The sequence below is a fragment of the Streptomyces misionensis genome, from assembly GCF_900104815.1.
Classification (GTDB): domain Bacteria; phylum Actinomycetota; class Actinomycetes; order Streptomycetales; family Streptomycetaceae; genus Streptomyces; species Streptomyces misionensis.
Window position 1 is genome coordinate 1,400,057 of the sequence record NZ_FNTD01000004.1, and the last position, 19,364, is coordinate 1,419,420.

A 19,364-nucleotide genomic window follows, 5' to 3' on the forward strand; every position below is an offset into this window, starting at 1 on the left:
GGTGGGCCGCGCCCGCCGTCTTGTGACCGCGGGCGGATTCCACGTCGCCGTCATCGACGCGCCCGGTCAAGCCGGTTCCCACCGCGCGCCCCTGGTCCTCGCAATGCACGAGGTGTTGCCTTTCAGGAGTGCCTTGTGGTCGAGGCACTCCCGGCGGCAGCCGTGTCAGCCGCCCGACCGTGGCGGAGGGGGGCGCACCCACGCTGATACCTCGGTCATGGGTCTCACCTCCTTCTGCTGTCACACGGTCGGTCACAAGCCAACAGCGCGAACGGCCCGGGGCTCAGCGGTTTTTGGAACTCCGGTCAATCCGACGCGAAGGAGAAGCTGTTCCACTGACCGGCCGACCTCGCGACCTGGTCCGTCGCTCCGATGTCGAGGTACACGCTCTGGCCGCCCGCCGGGGCGGTGCAGTCGGGCGTCGTGTACAGCAGGAGCCGGTTCTGGGTCTGGTTGGTGACCTGGGTGACGCCCTCGGGGAAGCGGTGGCATCCATGGCTCGGCGGGTTCGTGAGGCTCTGCACGATGCGTCCGTCGCGCCGGGCCACGATCTGGCCGGACGCCTGGTCCTGGCAGGCGGTGAGCGCGACGCCGAGCAGTGCGATGCCGGTGAGCGCGGCCAGCGACCGTGAAGCGGGCATCCGGGCCTCCTGTGCCGGGACGGGCTGCTGCCTGGGACCTGGTCCCCTCCCCACTATCCGACAGACCGCCCCGGCCCGCCCGGCGAGGACGCCCGCACCTGGCGGATCGCCTGTTCAGAGGCGTTCGAGAGTCCTTTCGGGTGCCGGTTTCGGCCGGGTGTCGCACCCGGTGTGCGGGGCCCGGCCGCCCGCCCTTCACTGAGCGGAACGCATCGCTTCGAGGGCACGGGAGTCACGCATGGCAGGGCACGGCGGGCGGGGTGCGGCCGGGGCGGCACTGGTCCTGGCCACGGTCGTGGCGGGATGCGCCCCCGGGCTCCCGGGCTCCGCCGGACCCGCGGGCCCGGCCTCCTCCGCGGCGTCCCGCGCCGCCCGGGACGCCGACGGCGCATTCGCCGGGGCCGGGGCCGAGGCCGAGCGCGGCATCGCCGCGGCCGGGGGCGCGGTGGACGCCAGGAACGAGGTGCGGCTCGGCGCCGTCACCCTCGACGGCGACGGCCGGGCCGCGACCAGGGTCGTCGTCCGCAACACCGCGGGCTCCGCCAAGTCCTTCGCCGTCCAGGTCGACTTCACCGACCGCGCCGGCAATCTGCTGGACGTGGCCGTGGTGTTGATCGGGAACGTCGCCCCCCGCTCCACCGGCCAGGGCACCGCGCGCGGCAACCACCGGCTGCACGGCGGGGTACGGGCGGCCGTCGGCACGACCCTGCGGTACTGACATCCCCCTGCCGCACGAGTGAACGCCCATTCGGGTGATCCGCGGCGCCCGCCAGGCCCCGAACAGCCAAGGAACACGGTTCCGTCGGGCATTTCCGGCGAGTCGGGCGATTGGTTCGAAATGACAGGCTTACGGTGCCCTGTCCACACTGAATTGGCGGTTGTTGATCAGGTATGTGCATCAGCGATCCACAACGTTCTCCAGGAGATCGAATGGTGGAGCAGTCCTCCGAGATCGATATAAGCGGGCCGGACGCACCAGCCCTCACCGTGAGCGGCGCCGGCCCGGACGGAACAGAGACCGAGAGCAGACTCGCGGATGCGCTGGCCGAGCTCGTCGAAGCCGAACACGTCCCCTTGGACAGCCACTTCTTCACCGACCTCGGCGCCAACTCCCTGGTCATGGCCCAGTTCTGCGCCCGGGTCCGCAAGCGGCCGGATCTGCCGTCCCCGTCCATGCGGGACATCTACCGGTATCCGACCATCCGCAGCCTGGCCCAGGCCCTCGCCCCGGCCGCTCCCCCGCCGGCCGCACCGGCCGCGCCGGCGGCCCCGTCCCGACCGGCACCGGCGGCAGCCGTCGTAGCGCCCGAGCCGGTCACCCGCGCCGGCAGGCTGACCCATTTCCTGTGCGGCACCTTCCAGTTGCTGGTCTTCCTCGGCTACTCCCTCGTCTCGGGGCTGGTCACCGCCACCGGCTACGAGTGGGTCTCCGACGGTTCGGGCATCGCCGATGTCTACCTAAGGTCGCTGGTGTTCGGCGGCACCGGGTTCGTCGCCCTGTGCGCGTTCCCCGTCCTCGCGAAGTGGGTGCTGGTCGGCCGCTGGAAGGCGGGCGAGTTCCCCGTCTGGGGGCTCGCGTACATGCGCTTCTGGCTGGTCAAGGTGCTGCTGCACGCGAACCCGATGATCTTCCTCGCCGGCACCCCGCTGTACGTGCTGTACCTGCGGGCCCTGGGCGCGCGGATCGGCAAGGGGGTCACGATCCTGACGCGCACCCTCCCCGTCTGCACCGACCTGGTGACCATCGGCGCCGGGACGGTGATCCGCAAGGACTGCTTCCTGCTCGCCTACCGGGCCCACGCGGGACGCATCCAGACCGGCCCGGTCACCATCGGCCGGGACGTGTTCGTCGGGGAGAAGACCACCCTGGACATCGACACCTCGATCGGTGACGGGGCGCAGCTCGGGCACGCCTCGGCGCTGCACCGGGGCCAGTCGGTCCCGGCCGGCGAGCGCTGGCACGGCTCCCCCGCGGAGCCGACCCGGACCGACTACGTGCGGGTCGCGCCCGCCCCGTGCGGCACCTTCCGGCGGATCTGGTTCGGCTTCGGCACCCTGGCCCAACTCCTCCTCCTGTACGTGCCGTTGGGTGTCGGCGGCATCTACATGCTGTGCATCGAGGTGCCGCTGTTCGACAAGCGGATCGACCCGGACACGGACTCGCTGACCCCGCTGGATCTGCTGTCGGACGCGGCGGTGGTCTCCCTCGTCATGTTCGCCGGCTTCCTGGTGCTGGGGCTGGCCGCCCTGTACACCGTGCCGCGGCTGCTGGGGCTGTTCCTCCGGCCCGACCGGGTCTATCCGCTCTACGGCTTCCACTACGCGCTGCACCGGGTGACGGTCCACATGACCAACATCAAGTTCTTCGCGTGGCTGTTCGGTGACAGCTCGTACATCGTGCACTACCTGCGCGGCCTCGGATACGACCTGTCCCGCGTGGAGCAGACCGGCTCGAACTTCGGCACCGAGGTGCAGCACGAGACCCCGCTGCTGGTCTCGGTCGGCAGGGGCACCATGGTGGCCGACGGGCTGTCGATCATGAACGCGGAGTACTCCGCCACGTCGTTCAAGCTGTCGCGGGTGTCGATCGGCGCGCGCAGCTTCCTGGGCAACAACATCGCCTATCCGGCCGGCGCCAGGATCGGCGAGAACTGCCTGCTGGCGACCAAGGTGATGATCCCGCTGGACGGCGAGGTCCGGCAGGGCGTGGGGCTGCTCGGTTCGCCGTGCTTCGAGATCCCGCGCTCGGTCGACCGCGACGCCCGCTTCGACCATCTGCGCGAGGGCGACGAACTGCGCCGCCGGCTCGGGTCGAAGAACCGCTACAACCTGCGCTCGATGGCCTGGATGCTGTTCGCCCGCTGGCTGCACGTCTTCGGGCTCACCCTGCTCGCACTCGCCTCGGTGGATCTGTACGGCACGGTCGGGAACGTGGTGATAGCGGGATATCTGGCGCTGACGCTCACCTTCTCCACCGTGTACTACATCGTGCTGGAGCGCTGCCTGACGAAGTTCCGGGGCCTGCGACCCGAGTTGTGCTCCATCTACGACCGGACCTTCTGGCAGATCGAGCGGCTCTGGAAGGTGCCCTCGCAGTGGCTGAACATCTTCAACGGAACGCCCTTCAAGAGCCTGGTGTGGCGGCTGATGGGCGTGCGCGTGGGCCGCATGGTGTTCGACGACGGCTGCTACGTGACCGACCGGACCCTCGCGGTCATCGGCGACCACTGCACCCTCAACGCCGGCAGCAAGGTCCAGTGCCACTCGCAGGAGGACGGCACCTTCAAGTCCGACTACATCAGGCTCGGCGCGGGCTGCACGCTCGGCGTCTCCGCCCACGTCCACTACGGCGTGACGATGGGCGAGGGCGCGGTGCTGGCCGCCGACTCCTTCCTCATGAAGGGCGAGGAGGTCCCCGCGCACGCGCGGTGGGGCGGCAACCCGGCGGTGGAGATGCCGGTGGCCGACGGCCCGCCCGGTGCCCCCGCCCCCGCCACGTCAGACGTCAACGCCGCTTCGGCGACCGTGAGTTGAGGAAGGCCTTTCGATGGGAACGCGCGTGGAAGCGGACCGGGAGTTCTGGCAGCGGGTCTTGACCGCCGGGGGTGCCACCACGGTGCCGCGCTGGTCGGCGCGCCCGGCCCCCGGGACGGCCGAGCAGGAACTGCCGGTGCCGGACGAGGTGGCGACGGCGGTGCGCGACCTGGTGCACGGCCAGGGGGTGCCGGTCGGCGCGCTGCTGCTGGCCGCGCACGCCAAGGTGCTGGCCGCGCTGTCCGGCGAGCCGGAGGTGGTGACCGGCTACACCACCGGGGTGCGGGGCGAGCCGCTGCCCTGCCGGCTCGCCGTCCGCCCGGGGTCCTGGCGGGAGCTGGCGGCGGCGGCCGAGCACGCCGAGGCGGAGGTGCTCGCGCACCGGGAGTTCCCGGTGGAGAAGCTGCGCCGCGAACTCGGGCTGGCCGAGCCGCCGTACGAGGTGGTGTGCGGGCCGATCGGCGCCGACGAGGACCACGCTGACGACGGTGTGCTGCACGTGCGCTGGTCGGAGCGGGGCGGCCGGCTGGTGCTGCGGCTGGCCCACCGCACCGACGTACTGGACGCGGCGGCCGCCGCCCGGATCGGCGGCTACCACCTGACGGCGCTCGGCCTGCTGGCCACCGACCCGGACGCCGATCACGACGCGGGCAGCCTGCTGTCGGCCGACGAGGTGCGCGAGCAGCTGGAGGGGCTGGCCGGACCGCACCGGCCGCTGCCCGACGCCCGGGCGCACGAGCTGTTCGAGCAGCGGGTCCGGGCGCACCCCGGGGCCGTGGCGGCCGTCCAGGGCGAGCGGGAGTGGACGTACGACGAGCTGAACCGGCGCGCCAACCGGCTGGCGCGGGCCCTGCTCGACCGGGGTCTTGGCCGCGAGGACGTGGTCGCCGTCGTCATGGAGCGCGACCTCGACTGGCTGGCGGCGACGCTCGCGGTGTTCAAGGCGGGCGGCGCCTACCTGCCGATCGAGCCGCACTTCCCGGCGGGCCGCATCGCGGCGACGCTGTCGCGCGCGGGCTGCCGGCTGGTGCTCACCGAGTCCGGCAGCACCGGCACCCTGGACGAGGCGCTGGCCTCGGTCCCGGGCGCACGGCGGCTGCTGGTGACGGAGGCGTACGCGGAGCCGCACGCCGAGGACGACCCGCGGGTGCCGGTGGACGCCGGCCAGTTGGCGTACATCTACTTCACCTCCGGCTCCACGGGCGAGCCGAAGGGGGCGATGTGCGAACACGCGGGCCTGCTCAACCATCTCTTCGCCAAGATCGACGACCTGGGGATCGGCGAGGGCTCGGTGGTGGCGCAGACCGCGCCCCAGTGCTTCGACATCTCCCTGTGGCAGCTGGTGTCCGCGCTGCTGGTCGGGGGGCGGACCCTGCTGGTCCCGCAGGACGTGATCACGGACGTGGAGCGGTTCGTGGACACGCTGGCCGACGGGCGGGTCGCGGTGGCCCAGCTCGTGCCCTCCTATCTGGAGGTCGTGGTCTCCTACCTGGAGCAGCACCCGCGCGAACTGCCGCGGCTGCGCTGCGTGTCGGTGACCGGCGAGGCGCTCAAACGGGAGCTGGTGCAGCGCTGGTTCGCGATCCAGCCGGGCATCCGGCTGCTCAACGCCTACGGCCTGACCGAGACGTCGGACGACACCAACCACGAGGTCCTGGACCGGGTGCCGGAGCGGGTGCTGCTGGGGCGCGCGGTGAACAACGTACGCGTCCTCGTCGTGGACGAGCGGCTGCGGCTGGTGCCGCTGGGCGCTCCGGGTCTGATCGCGTTCTCCGGTGTCTGCGTGGGCCGCGGATACGTCAACGACCCCGAGCGGACCCGGGAGGCGTACCGCACGGACCCGTACCGGCCCGGTGAGCGGCTCTACCTGGGCGGTGACTGGGGGCGCTGGCACCCGGACGGCAAGCTGGAGTTCCTGGGCCGCCGGGACAACCAGGTGAAGATCCGCGGCTTCCGCATCGAGATCGGGGAGATCGAGAACGCGCTGCTGCGGGTGGCCGGGGTGCGGGACGCGGCGGTGGTGGTCACCGAGCGGGCCGGCGGGAGCAGGCACCTGATCGCCTTCTGCGCGGGTGCGCCCCGGCCGGCCGAGGAGCTGCGCGAGGCGCTCGGCGCGGTGCTCCCCGCCTATATGGTCCCCTCGGGCTACCACTGGCAGGACGCCCTGCCGCTGACCGCCAACGGCAAGATCGACCGCAAGGCGCTGACCGCCCTGGCCCAGCGGGCCGCGCCGGCCGTGGCGGAGGCCGGGCAGGCTCCGCTCGGCGCGGCCGAGCGGCGGCTCGCGGCGGCCTGGGCGAAGGTGCTGGGCGTGCCCGCCGAACAGGTCGGCCGCACCGACCACTTCTTCGAGTCCGGCGGCACCTCGCTGACCGCGGTCAAGCTCAGCATCGCGCTGGAGCGGGCGGTGTCCCTCAAGGACATCACCCGCACCCCGGTCCTCGCCGATCTGGCCGCCCTGCTGGACGGCACGGCCCGCCGGCACGGGGAGCTGCTGCAACCGCTCACCGAGGGGGACGGCGCGGAGGGCGCGCTGGTGTGCTTCCCCTACGCGGGCGGCAACGCGGTCAACTTCCGGCCGCTGGCGAGCGCGCTCGCGGACAGCGGGCTGACCGTTCTCGCGGTGGACCTGCCGGGCCACGACGTGGCCGCGCACCAGGAGCCGTTCGCCTCGATCGCCCAGGTGGCCGAGCAGGTCGCCGCGGAGATCGTCGCGCGCGGGCTGACCCGGGTGATGCTGTGGGGCCACTCCTCGGGTGCCGCGCCCGCGATCGAGAGCGCCCGGCGCCTCGCGGACCGGGGCGTGCGGGTCACCCGGGTGTTCATCGGGGCCCAGCTCCTCGGCACCGCCGAGCAGCGAGCGGCGGCCGTCGCGGAACTCGGCGGACTCGGTGACGCCGAGATCGCGGCCCGGCTCACCGCGGACGGCGGCTACACCGAACTCGCCGAGCTGAACGAGGCGCACGCCGAGCACATCGGCGCCGCCTACCGGCACGACTGCGTGGCCGCGCACCGCTACTTCCGCGCGGCCCTGGGTGCCCCCGAGCCGCCCAGGCTGTGCGCGCCGGTCACCGTGGTCGTCGCGGCCGACGACCCGCACACCGCCGGCTCCGCGGCGCTCCACCGGGACTGGCTGCGTCTGGCCGAACAGGTGGAGCTGCACGAACTCGCCGACGGGGGCCACTACTTCCCACGCACCCGGCCGGCCGAGGCGGCGCGGGCCGTGCTGCGGGCCGCCGTGCCCCTGGCCACGTCCTGAGCCAGCCGGAACCTCCAGACGGGCAACCGAAAGGAAACCGAGATGCCGTTCTCTTCCCTGGCAGCGCCGCTCGATGTGGAGCTGCGGCCGGACAGACCCGCGCTGCTGCGCGTCGACTCCCCGCCGGACGCCCCGGGCTGGGCCGCCGAGCACCGCGAGGCGCTGCGCGCCATGGTCACCGAGCACGGGGCGCTGCTCGTACGCGGTCTCGGACTGCGCGACGCGGACCGCACCGCAGCCGTCTTCCGGCGGCTCGCCGGTGAACTCATGCCGGAGCGCGAGGCGTTCGCGCCCCGCGAGGACTTCGGCGGGGGCCTGTACTCCGCCACTCCCTGGCCGGCCAACCAGCCGATGTGCATGCACCACGAGCTGAGTTACACCCTGGACGTGCCCGGCCTGATGATGTTCGCCTGCCCGACCGCGGCCGAGGAGGGCGGGGCGACGGCGGTGGCCGACGCCGCGCGGGTGCTGGAGGCGCTGCCCGCCTCGCTCACCGAGCGGTTCGAGCGCGAGGGCTGGCTGCTGACCCGCAGCTACAACGACGAGATCGGGGCGTCCCTGGCCGAGTCGTTCGGCACCGAGGACCGGGCCGAGATCGAGCGCTACTGCCGGGAGAACGGCATCGAGTTCACCTGGCGGGCGGACGGCTCGCTGCACACCACGCAGCGCCGCAGCGCCGTCGTACGGCACCCGGTCACGGGCCGGCGCTGCTGGTTCAACCAGATCGCGTTCCTCAACGAGTGGACGCTGGCCCCCGAGGTGCGCGAGTACCTGGTGGACGTGTACGGCGCGGACGGGCTGCCGTTCAACACCCGGTACGGCGACGGAAGTCCGATCGGCGAGGAGGTGGTCGAGCTGCTCAACTCCACCTACGAGGCGCACACCCGGCGCGAGCCCTGGCAGGCCGGGGATCTGTTGCTCGTGGACAACATCGGCACCGCGCACAGCCGGGAGCCGTTCACCGGCGAGCGGCAGGTGCTGGTGGGCATGGCCGAGCCGCTGCGGCTCGCCGACGGCCGCCCGACCCCGGAGGCGAGCGCGCGATGACCGATCTGCTGACGACGCCCGCCGAACGAGCCGACGACGGCCGGCCCCCGGTGCCGACGTTCTCCGTGATCTCCGGGCAACAGGTGCAACAGGCCCTGAAGGGCCGGGAGAAGGAGCTGGTGGCGCTGGTGGAGGCCACCTACCGGCTGCACGGCGCCGGGGAGTCGGTGAACCCCCCGTCGTACTTCCTGCGCTTCCCGGACCGCCCGTCCTCGCGGATCATCGCGCTGCCGGCCTCGATCGGCGGCTCGGTCGCCGTGGACGGCCTGAAGTGGATCTCCAGCTTCCCGGACAACGTGCGCTCCGGGCTGCCGCGGGCCTCCGCGGTGCTGATCCTCAACGACCCGCGGACCGGCTATCCGTTCGCCTGTCTGGAGAGCTCCATCATCAGCGCCACCCGGACCGCCGCGTCCGCGGCGCTCGCCGCCGACTGGCTCAGCCGCGGCCGGACCCGCCCCACCCGGGTCGGGTTCTTCGGCACCGGGCTGATCGCCCGGTACATCCACACCTTCCTGGCCGGCACCGGCTGGGAGTTCGACGCGATCGGCGTGCACGACCTGTCCGCCGACAGCGCCGAGGGGTTCCGGGGCTATCTGCGCCAGTCCGGCGCCGCCGGGCGGGTCACCGTGCACGACAGTGCCGAGGACCTGGTCCGGGCCAGCGATCTCGTGGTCTTCGCCACCGTCGCCGGCACGCCCCACGTCACCGATCCCGCGTGGTTCGACCACAACCCGCTGGTTCTGCATGTGTCCTTGCGGGACCTGGCACCCGAAGTGCTGCTCGGCGCCGCCAACTTCGTGGACGACGTCGACCACTGCCTGAAGGCCGACACCTCACCGCATCTGGTCGAACAGCTCACGGGCGACCGCGACTTCCTCAGCGGCACGCTGTACGACGTGCTGCTGGGCCGGGCCGCGCCGCCGACCGACCGGCCGGTGATCTTCTCGCCCTTCGGACTCGGTGTCCTCGATCTCGCCGTCGGCAAGTACGTCTACGACGAAGTATCCCGGGCGGGCAGTCTCCGCCTCATCGACGACTTCTTCCACGACCTGCGCCGGTACGGCTGAGGACCCGTCCTCGGCCCGGCACCAGGAGGTCCGCCGTGCCTGTCATTACCGCTCCCTATGCCTTCAACGAGGGCCAGCTCTTCGTCGACCTGGAGTCGATCTGCGGACGACCCCTCCATCTGAAGTGCGAGGGCTTCAACTTCGCCGGGTCCATCAAGCTGAAGGCCGCGAACGAGATGGTGGAGAGCGCCGAGCGGGACGGACTCCTGACGCCGGAGTCCATCCTCGTCGAGTCCTCCTCCGGGAACCTCGGCGTGGCGCTCAGCATGATCGCCGCCAGCAAGGGCTACCAGTTCCTGTGCGTGACGGACTCCCGTTGCAACCTCTCGACCAGACTGCTGATGGAGGCGCTCGGCAGCGAGGTGCACGTGATCGCCGACCAGGACTCCAACGGCGGTTTCCTGGGGACGCGCATCGAGTACGTCCGCCAGCTGTGCGCCTCCGACGACCGGTACGTGTGGCTCAGCCAGTACACGAACGCCGGCAACTGGCGGGCGCACTACCGCACCACGGCCCCGGAGATCGCGGGCCAGTTCCCGGGTCTCGACGTGCTGTTCATCGGGGCCGGCACCACCGGCACCCTGATGGGCTGCGCGCGCTGGTTCCGCCAGTGGCACCGGCCGGTGCGGATCGTCGCCGTGGACAGCGTGGGCTCGGTGGCCTTCGGCGGCGAACCGGGCCGCCGGATGATCCCCGGCCTGGGCATGAGCATGCGCCCGCCGCTCCTGGACGAGTCCTTCGTGGACGAGGTGATCCGGGTGGAGGAGGCGGACACCATCCGCATGTGCCATCGCATGGCGCGGCGCGGGTTCCTGTTCGGCGGCTCCACCGGGACGGTGGTCAGCGGGGCCACGGACTGGCTGGCCCGGCATGACGCCGAAGACCTCACCGCGGTGGCCATCGCACCGGATCTCGGCGAGCGCTACCTCGACACCGTCTACCAGACCAACTGGCTCCAGGACCTGTACGGCGATCACGTCCTGGACGAAGAGGGGGTGGGCTCCGTCGCCGAGGAGGTCGAGCCCGTGACCCGGACATCGGAGCGCAGGCGCAGACCGTAGCGGTGCGCTCCGTCCGTGGAAGGGCGCCTGTCCAGGGCCGTTGCCCGGGAAGGCGCCCTTCACGGCGCTTTGGAGGGGCGCGCGCGCCTGCGTGCGCCCGCTCGTGCACCGGTCACCCGCACCACGGGTGGGGAATAGGCCATTCCGTCCCGGGCCGCACGCACGGGCGGCCCGCCGACCGCGGAGGGCAGGCCACGCATTCCCAGGCCCTCGGCGCTGAGCTGCACATCTTCTGCACGGCTCGCCGTGGAATCGGTTTTCGGACGGACTGAAAGTCTCCCCTTCCCTCACAGGCCACACCAGGCGAACTATTTTCAGAAAAGCCGCCTCAGCCTGCGATGTCCGCGAGCACGCCGCTCACGTTCAGCACCTCATGGCACTGCCGCGCCTGCTGTCCCGTGGCGGGGGTGCCCGGCTTCGCGCAGGTGACGTTCGCGGTGACGGTGGCGTTCGCGGGGATCTCGATGGGGGTGACCCAGTGGTAGTCCTGGTTGCGGAAGGTCTCCAGCGCGATCGTGGTGATCTTCCGGTCGCCGAAGGTGATGGTCATGACCCCCTCGTCGCCCTGGAAGTTGGCGACCACGATGTCCGTGATCCGGAACGTCTTGCCCGCCGGCACCGTGTAACTGCCGGTCTTGGTCTGCCCGCCGGACGTCTGCACGTCGATGGTGGTCGAGCTCTGCCCGCCGCCGCCCGACGCGGTACCGGGGCCGGTGCCGCCGGGGCCGGAGCCCGCGGGCGCGCCGGGTCCGCTGCCGCCCTGCTCCTTGCCCGTGCCGGCGCCGCCGCCGGTGCCGGTGCCGGACGTCTGTCCGTTCGTGCCGCCGGGGGTGGGCCGGGGCTGGACCACCTCGTCGGCGGCCTGCCGGGCCGCGCTGCGCACCGCGGGCCGCACCAGCGCGAACCACGCCAGCAGCAGCGCGATCAGGGCGGCGAGCAGCGCCAGCAGCCACTTCGGGAAGATCGGGATCTGGACGAACTCCGCCTCCAGCGGCGGCCGTACGAGCGTGCCCGCACGGGCGCCCGCCTCCGGGTCCTCCTCGGCCGCGCGGTCGGTGGCGTGCACGGTGAACGGCCAGACGGCGGGCTTGCCGAACCACACCGGTTTGCCGATGCGCACCCGCAGCCGGGTCTCGGCCGACTCCCCCGGCGCCAGGTCCAAGGTGCCCGGCGTGAACCCGAACCGCAGTTCCTCACCGGCCTGTTCGGGCCGGAAGGCGACCTGCGTCGGGGTGTTGCCCTCGTTGCGCACCGCCACCCGGTAGCGGCCCCGCAGCCAGCCGCGCCGGCGCCGCGGGAGGATCTCCGTGCGCAGCTCGTGGAACTCCTCGACGTGCACCGTGGTCTCGGGCACGGTGACCGACTCGGGGTGCTCGGCCGGCAACACCCTTACGCCCAGCGGCACATCGCCAGCGCGCACCTCCGGGGAGCGCGGTGGGGCCAGCCGGACGGTGACCGTCTCGGAGGTGCCGGGGTAGAGCGAGACGCGCTCGGGTTCCACGACGGCCCAGGGCGCGCAGTCGCCCACGACCTCCAGGGTGTACGCCTCGACGATGTCGCTGTCGTTGCGGACGGTCAGGCTGGTGGCGGCGGTGCCGCCCGGGGTCACCGTCACGGCCGGCATGTCGAGACCGGGGGCGCCGGGACCGGAAGAGGCTGCAGAAGGCGTCACGCCACGACGGTAGGACCGCTCCCGGCGTACCACGAGAGATGCGGGGGCAACATCCGGGCAGTCGACGTGCCCGCAGCGGCCAAGGTCATCTCCGATCCACGGCACGGAGGCTGATCGCGGGGCGCCGCCTTGTGCTCCGGCCGACAGTCGACGTGTGCTCGAACCCACCAGTCCTGGGCGCCACCGCCGTCGCCCGGGTCGCGTCCTGAATTTCGGAACGCCGCCATTCCGGCCTTGCGAAAGAAGAACCACTCATGATCGTCCAGATGCCCGGCGGGACCGCCCCCGCCACCGTCGGCCGCCCGGACCGGGTGACCGTCGCCGTCTACGCCCAAGACCTGGTCCTGCACATCGGAATCGTCCAACAGCTGCGCCAGCGGCCCGAACTGGAACTTGTCTCGGACGGCGAGGCGGACGGGGCGCAGATCTCGCTCGTGGTCGTCGACAGCGTGGACGACGAGGTGACGGCGCTGCTGCAACGGTTACAGCGCAACACGGGCACCCGTACCGGGCTGGTCGTGGGCACGTTCGAGTCGGCGGCGCTGCAACGGGTGATCGAGTGCGGGGTCGGGGCGGTGCTGCGGCGGGCCGAGGCCGACCAGGACCGGCTGCTGCACCTGGTGCTGGCGCTGGCCAAGGGCGAGGGGGTGCTGCCCGGCGATCTGCTCGGCAAGCTGCTCACCCACGTCGGCGGCCTCCAGCGTTCGGCGCTCGATCCGCGGGGGCTGTCCCTGTCCACGCTGACCGCGCGCGAGGCGGACATGCTGCGCCTGGTGGCGGAGGGGCTGGACACCGCGGAGATCGCCGCGAAGACCTCGTACTCCGAACGGACCGTCAAGAACGTGCTGCACGAGGTCACCACGCGGCTCCAGTTGCGCAACCGGGCCCACGCGGTCGGCTACGCGCTGCGCAACGGACTGATCTGAGGACCGCCCGGGCACCCGGCCGCTGCCCGAAAGCGCAAGCCGGGCTTCCCCCGGGACGGTCCCCGCCGCCCTGCCGCGCCGCGCGCCCGCGGCGCACAGTGGCCGGGCACACCCCTGTGTTCCGAGACTGCGAGGTGGACCGTGAACGGCACCGCTGGCCCCGGCGGGCAGCGCCCGCTGGGGAGATTCGGCGCCTCGTTGCTGCTGGTGGTCCCGCTGATCGCGGTGACCGCGGCCTCGGGACCGAGCGGCGCGGACACCGCCACACCGGCGGCCGCCCAAACCGCCCCCGCCCGGGTGACGTACGCGGGCACCGGTCATCGCAGCCTGGGCCGGGTCACCGGCACCGACAAGAGCGATCCCCTGTTCGGCTCGGGCCCGGCGCACTACGACGTCCAGGCGACGGCGCTCGGGAACACGGTGGTGTTCGCGAGCCGCCGCGACGAGAAGCGCCCGCAGATCTATCTGCGGGCCCCGGACGGTTCGGTGCGCAAGCTGACCAGTGGCCGGGACGCGGCGCACCCGCGGCTGACCCCGGACGGCGGTTCGGTGGTGTTCGACTCGGCGGAGCCGGGCGGCCCCGACGGCAAGAAGCAGCGCGACCTGTGGCTGGTGCACACCGACGGCGGCGGACTGAAACGGCTGACCGACACCCCGTACGACGAGCAGAGCCCGACCGTGTCGACGGACGGGCGGCTGGCCTACAGCGCGAACCCGGACGCGGCCGGGCCGCAGATCTACGCGCGCCCGCTGGCCGGCGGCTACCCGACCGCGCTCACCGGAGCGCTGGGCGGCAAGGCGACCGAGCCGGTGTTCAATCCGGTCGACGACGCGGCGCACCGGGACCTGCTCGCGTACACGTACACCGCCGATTCCCGCACCGGGCCCCGGCTGCGGCAGCTCGGCGGACCGGGCGGGGACCAGCCGCTGCTCGCGGGCACGGCGGCCGGGTGGCGGACCCACGGGGCAGCCTGGATGCCCGACGGGAACGGCGTGCTGTTCCTCAGCGTCGACCACACCTGCTCCTGCGAGGGCGACTGGAACCATGTGTGGCGGTCCACGGCCGACCCGGAGCAGGCCCCGGACCCGACGCTGGTGCTCAGCGAGAACCGCGACGTCTCGTCGGTGACCTGGGTCGGCCCGCCGGACGGCGGCTACCCGGTGGTGGACCGGCTCTCGGAGCCCGCGCCCGCGGTGAAGGGCGTGGACGCGACGCCCGACCAGCGCGTGGCGACCTTGCAGGACGTGCGGATGGACGGCTCGGATCCGCGCGATCTCGGGGTGCCGGTGCTTCAGGAGGACCCGGCGGCCGGCACCAACACCGATCCGGCGAAGGACCCCTTGTTCCAGCCGGCGCCCGGATACGATCCGTGGACCGAGCGGCAGAACTACACGCCGGACGGGCGGCGCATCGTGGTGACCCGGTTCGAGAACGGCGGCCAGGGGCGGATCGAGCGGATCTGGACGACCGACGCCGACGGCACCCACGCGGTGGCGATGCCGCTGGCCGGGCGGGGGCCGGACGACTGGGACACCGATCCGACGTTGTCGCCCGACGGCAGGTACCTGGCCTTCACCCGGGTTTCGCCGGGCGGGGTCGGCTCCGCCTCCCATCCCGGGCGCATCCTGATCGCCGACGCCACCACGGGCGCGATCGTGCACGAGATCGTCCCGCCGGCCGGACAGCAGACCGGGGGCGACGCCCAGCCCACCTGGTCCCCGGACGGCACCGTGCTCGCCTTCACCCGCAACGAGGTGATCGGCGGCAACGGCGGCAACAAGCACATCTGGACCGTGCCGGTGAACGACCTGGGCCGGCAGCGGGACCTGAGCGCGTCGATCTGCCCGGGCGACTGCTCGGTCATCGACGACAGTCCGGCGTTCTCCCCCGACGGCCGCTCGATCGCCTTCAACCGCAAGAACGGCGGCGGCCTCGTCGACGAGCGCAACGGCCTGGTGCTGACCTCGGTGTCCGGCTCCGACTGCCGGGTGCTGCTGCCCCAGTCGGCCCGTGACACCGCCGGCGCCTGCCACCAGGAGCTGCCCGACACCACCCTGACCGGGCCGCACCAGCCGCGGGACGCGGCCTGGACGGCGGACGGCAGCCGGATCGTGTTCAGCGCGCGCGACGACGCGCCGGTCTACTGCCCGGAACACCTCTATGTGCTGACCGTGGCGACCGGCCGGGTCACCAACCTCACCGCGCAGCTGCCGGGCCGTCAGAAGGAGCCCGGTGTGCAGCAGTCGGTGGACCTCGCGGTGCACGCGCCGGACACGGCTTCCCCGGTGCCCGTGGGCAGCTCGACGGACGTGCGGGTGGACGTCGTCGACAACGGCCCGGCCGCCTCCCCCGGCACCCGGCTGACCGTGGCACCGCCGACCGGGGTGACCGTCACCAGGATCAGTTTCCCGGGCGGCGTCTGCGACGCGGCTTCGCTCCAGTGCGGGCTCGGGGTGGTGCCGCCGGGCGCGACGGTTCCGGTCACCGTGACCGTGCGCGGCGAGATCACCGGGGACCAGCCGCTGGGCTGGTCGGTCACCGGCAGCGTGGTCGACCCGGAGCCCGGCGACAACGCGGCGCAAACCGTGGTGCCGGTGCGCCCGCCGGCCCCGCCGACGCCGACCCCCACCCCGACGCCCACCCCCACCCCGGCACCGCCCCCGCCGCCCGCGCCGAAGGCGGGCCCCGGAGTGACGGTGACCGCCCAGCCCGACCCGGGTTATGTCGGCGGCCGGGTCGTGGTGACGTACACCGTGCGCAACGGCCGCAACGCGCTGGCCACCGGGCTCCGGCTGCGCATCGGGCTGCCGGCCGGCATCCCGAGCGGCGGGCCGCCGCCGGGCTGCGACCGCTCGTGGCTGTGCGCGCTGCCGGACCTGACGCCGGGCGACAGCACCGTGGTGCGGGTGGTGCTCGCCCCCGACCACGCGCTGACCGGACGGGTCACCGGCGTGCTGACCACCACCGGCACCGACGCCGACCCCGGGGACAACAGGGCCGCCACGACGCTGCGGATCCTCCAGCCGAAGATCGTCGCCGTGCCGCCGATTGGCAAGCCCGGGTTCGTCACCTCGGTGCGCGGCAAGGACTTCCCGCCGGGGGTGCCGGTGCGCTTCACCTGGAAGCCGGGGATCACCGCGGCCGCCGCGCCGACCAGGCCGGGGCCGGACGGCACCTTCATCGGCCAGCTGCTGATCCTCGCCAAGGACCAGACGGGACCGCGCACCATCACCGCGCGGGGCCCCGGCTTCTCCGCGGTGAAGACGGACTTCCTGGTGGTGACGGGCAGTGTGCAGCCGCCGGACGAGGTGAACCGCCGGTGATCCACGAGGTCGACGAGGCGCTGCGCGCGCTGCTCGCCGGGTCCGGGCTGGAGGCGTCCGGGGTCGAGGTGGTCTTCGACGCGCCGACCCGCGAGTGGGCGGCCCGCCGCAACGCGCCCACGGTGTGCGTCTTCCTGTACCACATCCAGGAGGACCCCACCCGGCGCGGCAGCGGCGCCGGGGAGGTGCACGACGCCGACGGCCATGTGGTGGCCCGGCGCTCCCCGCCCCGCTGGTTCGAGCTGACCTATCTCGTCACGGCGTGGGCGAGCCGCCCGCAGGACGAACACCGGCTGCTCTCCCAGGTTTTGGGCACCCTGGTGCACACGGACGTGCTGCCCGCGCCGCTGCTCACCGGTTCGCTCGCGGACCTCGGCCTGACCGTGTCCCTGGACACCGCCGGGGCCGGGCTCGACGCGCCGTCCGCGTCCGACGTGTGGTCGGCGCTCGGCGGGGAGCTGAAGGCGTCGCTCGGGGTGCGGGTGCGGGCGCCGCTCGCCGGGGTGGAACGCCCGGCCGGACCGCCGGTGACCGAGGGGCTCGTGGTGCGCACCGCGGCCGGGCCGGTGCCGGGCGGGGAACCGGCACCGGGCCGCCGGCTGCGGTACGCGGAGGTCGGCGACCCCGGCTCGGAGGGCTTCGCCGGACCGCGTGAGCGGCCCCCGGTCCCGGCCCGGCGCCGGCGGGGAAGGCGGCAGCCCTGATGCACGCGGTCGAGACCGAGGCGGACGTCCTGTGGGCGCGGCTGCGTCTGGTCGAGGAACGGGTGCGGCACGCGGTGGCGGCTCGCCGCGCCGTCGACCCGGACCCCGACGACCCCTACCGGGGCCAGTACCTGACCCCCGAGGCGGTCGAGCGGATCCTGGCCGGACAGGGCGGACTCGGGCTGCCCGGGCACGAGCCGCCGCCGCTGCCGCCCGCCTCCGCGCTGGGCACGCTGGCCGCGCGGTTCGACCTGTCGCCGCTGGACGCCGATCTGCTGCTGGTGGCCCTGGCGCCGGACCTCGACCCCCGGTTCGAGCGACTGTACGGCTACCTCAACGACGACCTGACACGCCGTCGGCCGACGGTCGCGCTCGCCCTGGAGCTGTGCGGACTGCCGGCGGCGTCGGCGGCCCGTTTCCGGCTGTCTCCCGGGGCGCCGCTGATCGCGGGCGGGCTGGTGGAGGTGACCGAGCCGGACCGGCCGCCGCTGTCCCGGGTGCTGACGGTCCCGGACCGGGTCACCGCACAGCTGCTGGGCGGCACCGAACCGGACGCGCGCCTGGCCGGACTGCTCGGCGAGGCCGCCGCCGACCCCACGGCCGAGGCGGCCGACGTGGACCGGGCGGCCGGGGCGGTCCGCTCCGCGCCGGGCCTGGTGCATCTGCTGGGCCGCGGCGGCGACGCGCCCGGCCTCGCCGCCGCGGCCCTGCGCGCGGCCGGGCTGCGCCCGCTGGTCCTGGACGCGGCGGCGCTCGCCCGGCGCTCCGCCGAGGTGCCCGCGCTCGCCCGGGTGGCGGCGCTGGAGGCCAGGCTGTCCGGCGCGGGCGTCGTCCTCGGCCCGCTGGAGGCGCTGCCCCCGGAGCCCGCCGCACGCGCGGGCGTCGTCAGGGACATGTGCGCCGCGCTGCGCGGCCTGCCCCTGTTCACCTACGGCACGCAGGGCTGGGACCCGGCCTGGGCGGCCGACACCCCGGTGGTCCTCACCGTCGCCCCGCCCTCCCCCGAGCGCATGACCACGCGCTGGCGGCACGCCCTCGCCCGGGCCGGCGCCGACGCCGTCGCGCCGGCCGAGGCGGAGGAGCTCGCGCTGGCGGTGGCCGCGCACCGCCTGGACGGCGGGCAGCTCCGCCGGGCCGCCGCCGGGGCGGTGCGCACGGCGGCGCTGGCGGGCCGCCCGGTGCTGGCCGACGATCTGCGGGCCGCCGTCCGCGCGCAGAACGGCGCGGGGCTCGCCCGGCTGGCCCGCCGGGTGGAGCCGGCCGTCGGCTGGGACGACCTGGTGCTGCCCGCACCGACCCACCGGCGGCTGCGGGAGCTGGCGGTGCGTGCCCGCCATCGCGAGCAGGTGCTCGGGCAGTGGCGGATGCGGCCGGGCGGCGGACGCGGGCGGGGTGTGATCGCGCTGTTCGCGGGGGAGTCGGGCACCGGCAAGACCATGTCCGCCGAGGTGGTCGCGGCCGACCTCGGCATGGACCTGTACGTGGTCGACCTGTCCACGGTGGTCGACAAATACGTCGGGGAGACCGAGAAGAACCTGGAGCGGATCTTCACCGAGGCCTCCGCGGTCAACGCGGTGTTGCTGTTCGACGAGGCCGACGCGATCTTCGGCAAGCGCTCGCAGGTCAAGGACGCGCACGACCGGCACGCCAACATCGAGTCGGCGTATCTGCTCCAGCGCATGGAGTCCTTCGACGGGATCGCCGTGCTGACCACCAATCTGCGGGCCAATCTGGACGAGGCGTTCACCCGCCGGCTCGATGTGATCGCGGACTTCCCGGTGCCCGACGCGGAGCAGCGGCTCGCCCTGTGGGAACGGTGTCTGGGCGGGCGCCTGCCGCGCGCCGCCGACCTCGATCTCCGGTTCTGCGCCGACCGCTTCGAGCTGGCCGGGGGCTCCATCCGGGCGTGCGCGGTGACCGCCGCGTATCTGACCGCCGAGTCCGGACGGCCGCTCGCCATGCGGCAGTTGATGGCGGCGGTGGCCCAGGAGTACCGCAAGCTGGGCAGGCTGGTGCTGGAGAGCGAGTTCGGGCAGTGGACGCGGGACGTGCTCGCGGACCTCTGAACCGGCCGCCCGCCGCGGGCGGGCGCCCCCGGTGACCCCGTTGCCCGAAAGGGAAGGCCCGGC

At 73.5% G+C, this 19,364-nt stretch carries 12 protein-coding genes; 10 read left to right on the forward strand and 2 right to left on the reverse strand.

All coding sequences use genetic code 11. The annotated features are described in order from the left end of the window. Positions 1 to 305: 305 nt before the first annotated feature. Positions 306 to 641, reverse strand: coding sequence for a hypothetical protein (locus BLW85_RS07855; RefSeq protein WP_070028096.1), 336 nt, complete (start codon positions 639 to 641; stop codon positions 306 to 308). A 238-nt stretch (positions 642 to 879) separates the two neighbouring features. Here BLW85_RS07855 and BLW85_RS07860 point away from each other — a divergent pair, with 238 nt between their 5' ends. From BLW85_RS07860 to sbnA, 6 genes are all read left to right on the forward strand, one after another. Beyond that, positions 880 to 1,359, forward strand: a complete 480-nt coding sequence (locus BLW85_RS07860) for a hypothetical protein (RefSeq protein WP_074991669.1) — start codon at positions 880 to 882, stop codon at positions 1,357 to 1,359. A 212-nt stretch (positions 1,360 to 1,571) separates the two neighbouring features. Beyond that, positions 1,572 to 4,175 (forward strand): Pls/PosA family non-ribosomal peptide synthetase, encoded by a 2,604-nt coding sequence (locus BLW85_RS07865; protein WP_074991670.1) that lies wholly within the window; start codon positions 1,572 to 1,574, stop codon positions 4,173 to 4,175. Between the two features lie 13 nt (positions 4,176 to 4,188). Continuing rightward, positions 4,189 to 7,434, forward strand: coding sequence for a non-ribosomal peptide synthetase (locus BLW85_RS07870; protein WP_074991671.1), 3,246 nt, complete (start codon positions 4,189 to 4,191; stop codon positions 7,432 to 7,434). A gap of 42 nt (positions 7,435 to 7,476) precedes the next feature. Next, positions 7,477 to 8,481, forward strand: a complete 1,005-nt coding sequence (locus BLW85_RS07875; RefSeq protein WP_074991672.1) for a TauD/TfdA family dioxygenase — start codon at positions 7,477 to 7,479, stop codon at positions 8,479 to 8,481. Next, positions 8,478 to 9,548 (forward strand): 2,3-diaminopropionate biosynthesis protein SbnB, encoded by a 1,071-nt coding sequence (gene sbnB, locus BLW85_RS07880; RefSeq protein WP_070028101.1) that lies wholly within the window; start codon positions 8,478 to 8,480, stop codon positions 9,546 to 9,548. The genes BLW85_RS07875 and sbnB overlap by 4 nt, the downstream gene beginning before the upstream one ends. 35 nt (positions 9,549 to 9,583) lie before the next feature. Further along, positions 9,584 to 10,609, forward strand: a complete 1,026-nt coding sequence (sbnA, locus tag BLW85_RS07885; RefSeq protein ID WP_070028102.1) for a 2,3-diaminopropionate biosynthesis protein SbnA — start codon at positions 9,584 to 9,586, stop codon at positions 10,607 to 10,609. 328 nt (positions 10,610 to 10,937) lie between these two features. Here the strand turns inward: sbnA and BLW85_RS07890 are convergent, their stop codons facing one another. Further along, the gene (locus BLW85_RS07890) at positions 10,938 to 12,233 is read right to left on the reverse strand and encodes a COG1470 family protein (protein WP_074991673.1); all 1,296 of its coding nucleotides are present in this window, start codon (positions 12,231 to 12,233) and stop codon (positions 10,938 to 10,940) included. Positions 12,234 to 12,535: 302 nt separating this feature from the next. On the opposite strand from BLW85_RS07890, the gene BLW85_RS07895 reads away from it, so the two are divergent. The 4 genes from BLW85_RS07895 to BLW85_RS07910 all read left to right on the forward strand — a co-directional run bounded on the left by BLW85_RS07895 (position 12,536) and on the right by BLW85_RS07910 (position 19,301). Next, the gene (locus BLW85_RS07895; RefSeq protein ID WP_074991674.1) at positions 12,536 to 13,207 is read left to right on the forward strand and encodes a helix-turn-helix transcriptional regulator; all 672 of its coding nucleotides are present in this window, start codon (positions 12,536 to 12,538) and stop codon (positions 13,205 to 13,207) included. A gap of 141 nt (positions 13,208 to 13,348) precedes the next feature. Beyond that, entirely contained in the window at positions 13,349 to 16,531 is a 3,183-nt protein-coding gene (locus BLW85_RS07900; protein WP_074991675.1) for a DUF11 domain-containing protein, read from the forward strand. Then, positions 16,528 to 17,235, forward strand: a complete 708-nt coding sequence (locus tag BLW85_RS07905; protein ID WP_074991676.1) for a Pvc16 family protein — start codon at positions 16,528 to 16,530, stop codon at positions 17,233 to 17,235. Before BLW85_RS07900 ends, BLW85_RS07905 begins: the two co-directional genes overlap by 4 nt. Next, positions 17,235 to 19,301 carry an ATP-binding protein gene (locus BLW85_RS07910; protein ID WP_074991677.1) on the forward strand — a complete coding sequence of 689 codons (2,067 nt, stop codon included), beginning with the start codon at positions 17,235 to 17,237 and terminating at the stop codon, positions 19,299 to 19,301. Before BLW85_RS07905 ends, BLW85_RS07910 begins: the two co-directional genes overlap by 1 nt. Positions 19,302 to 19,364: the final 63 nt, after the last annotated feature.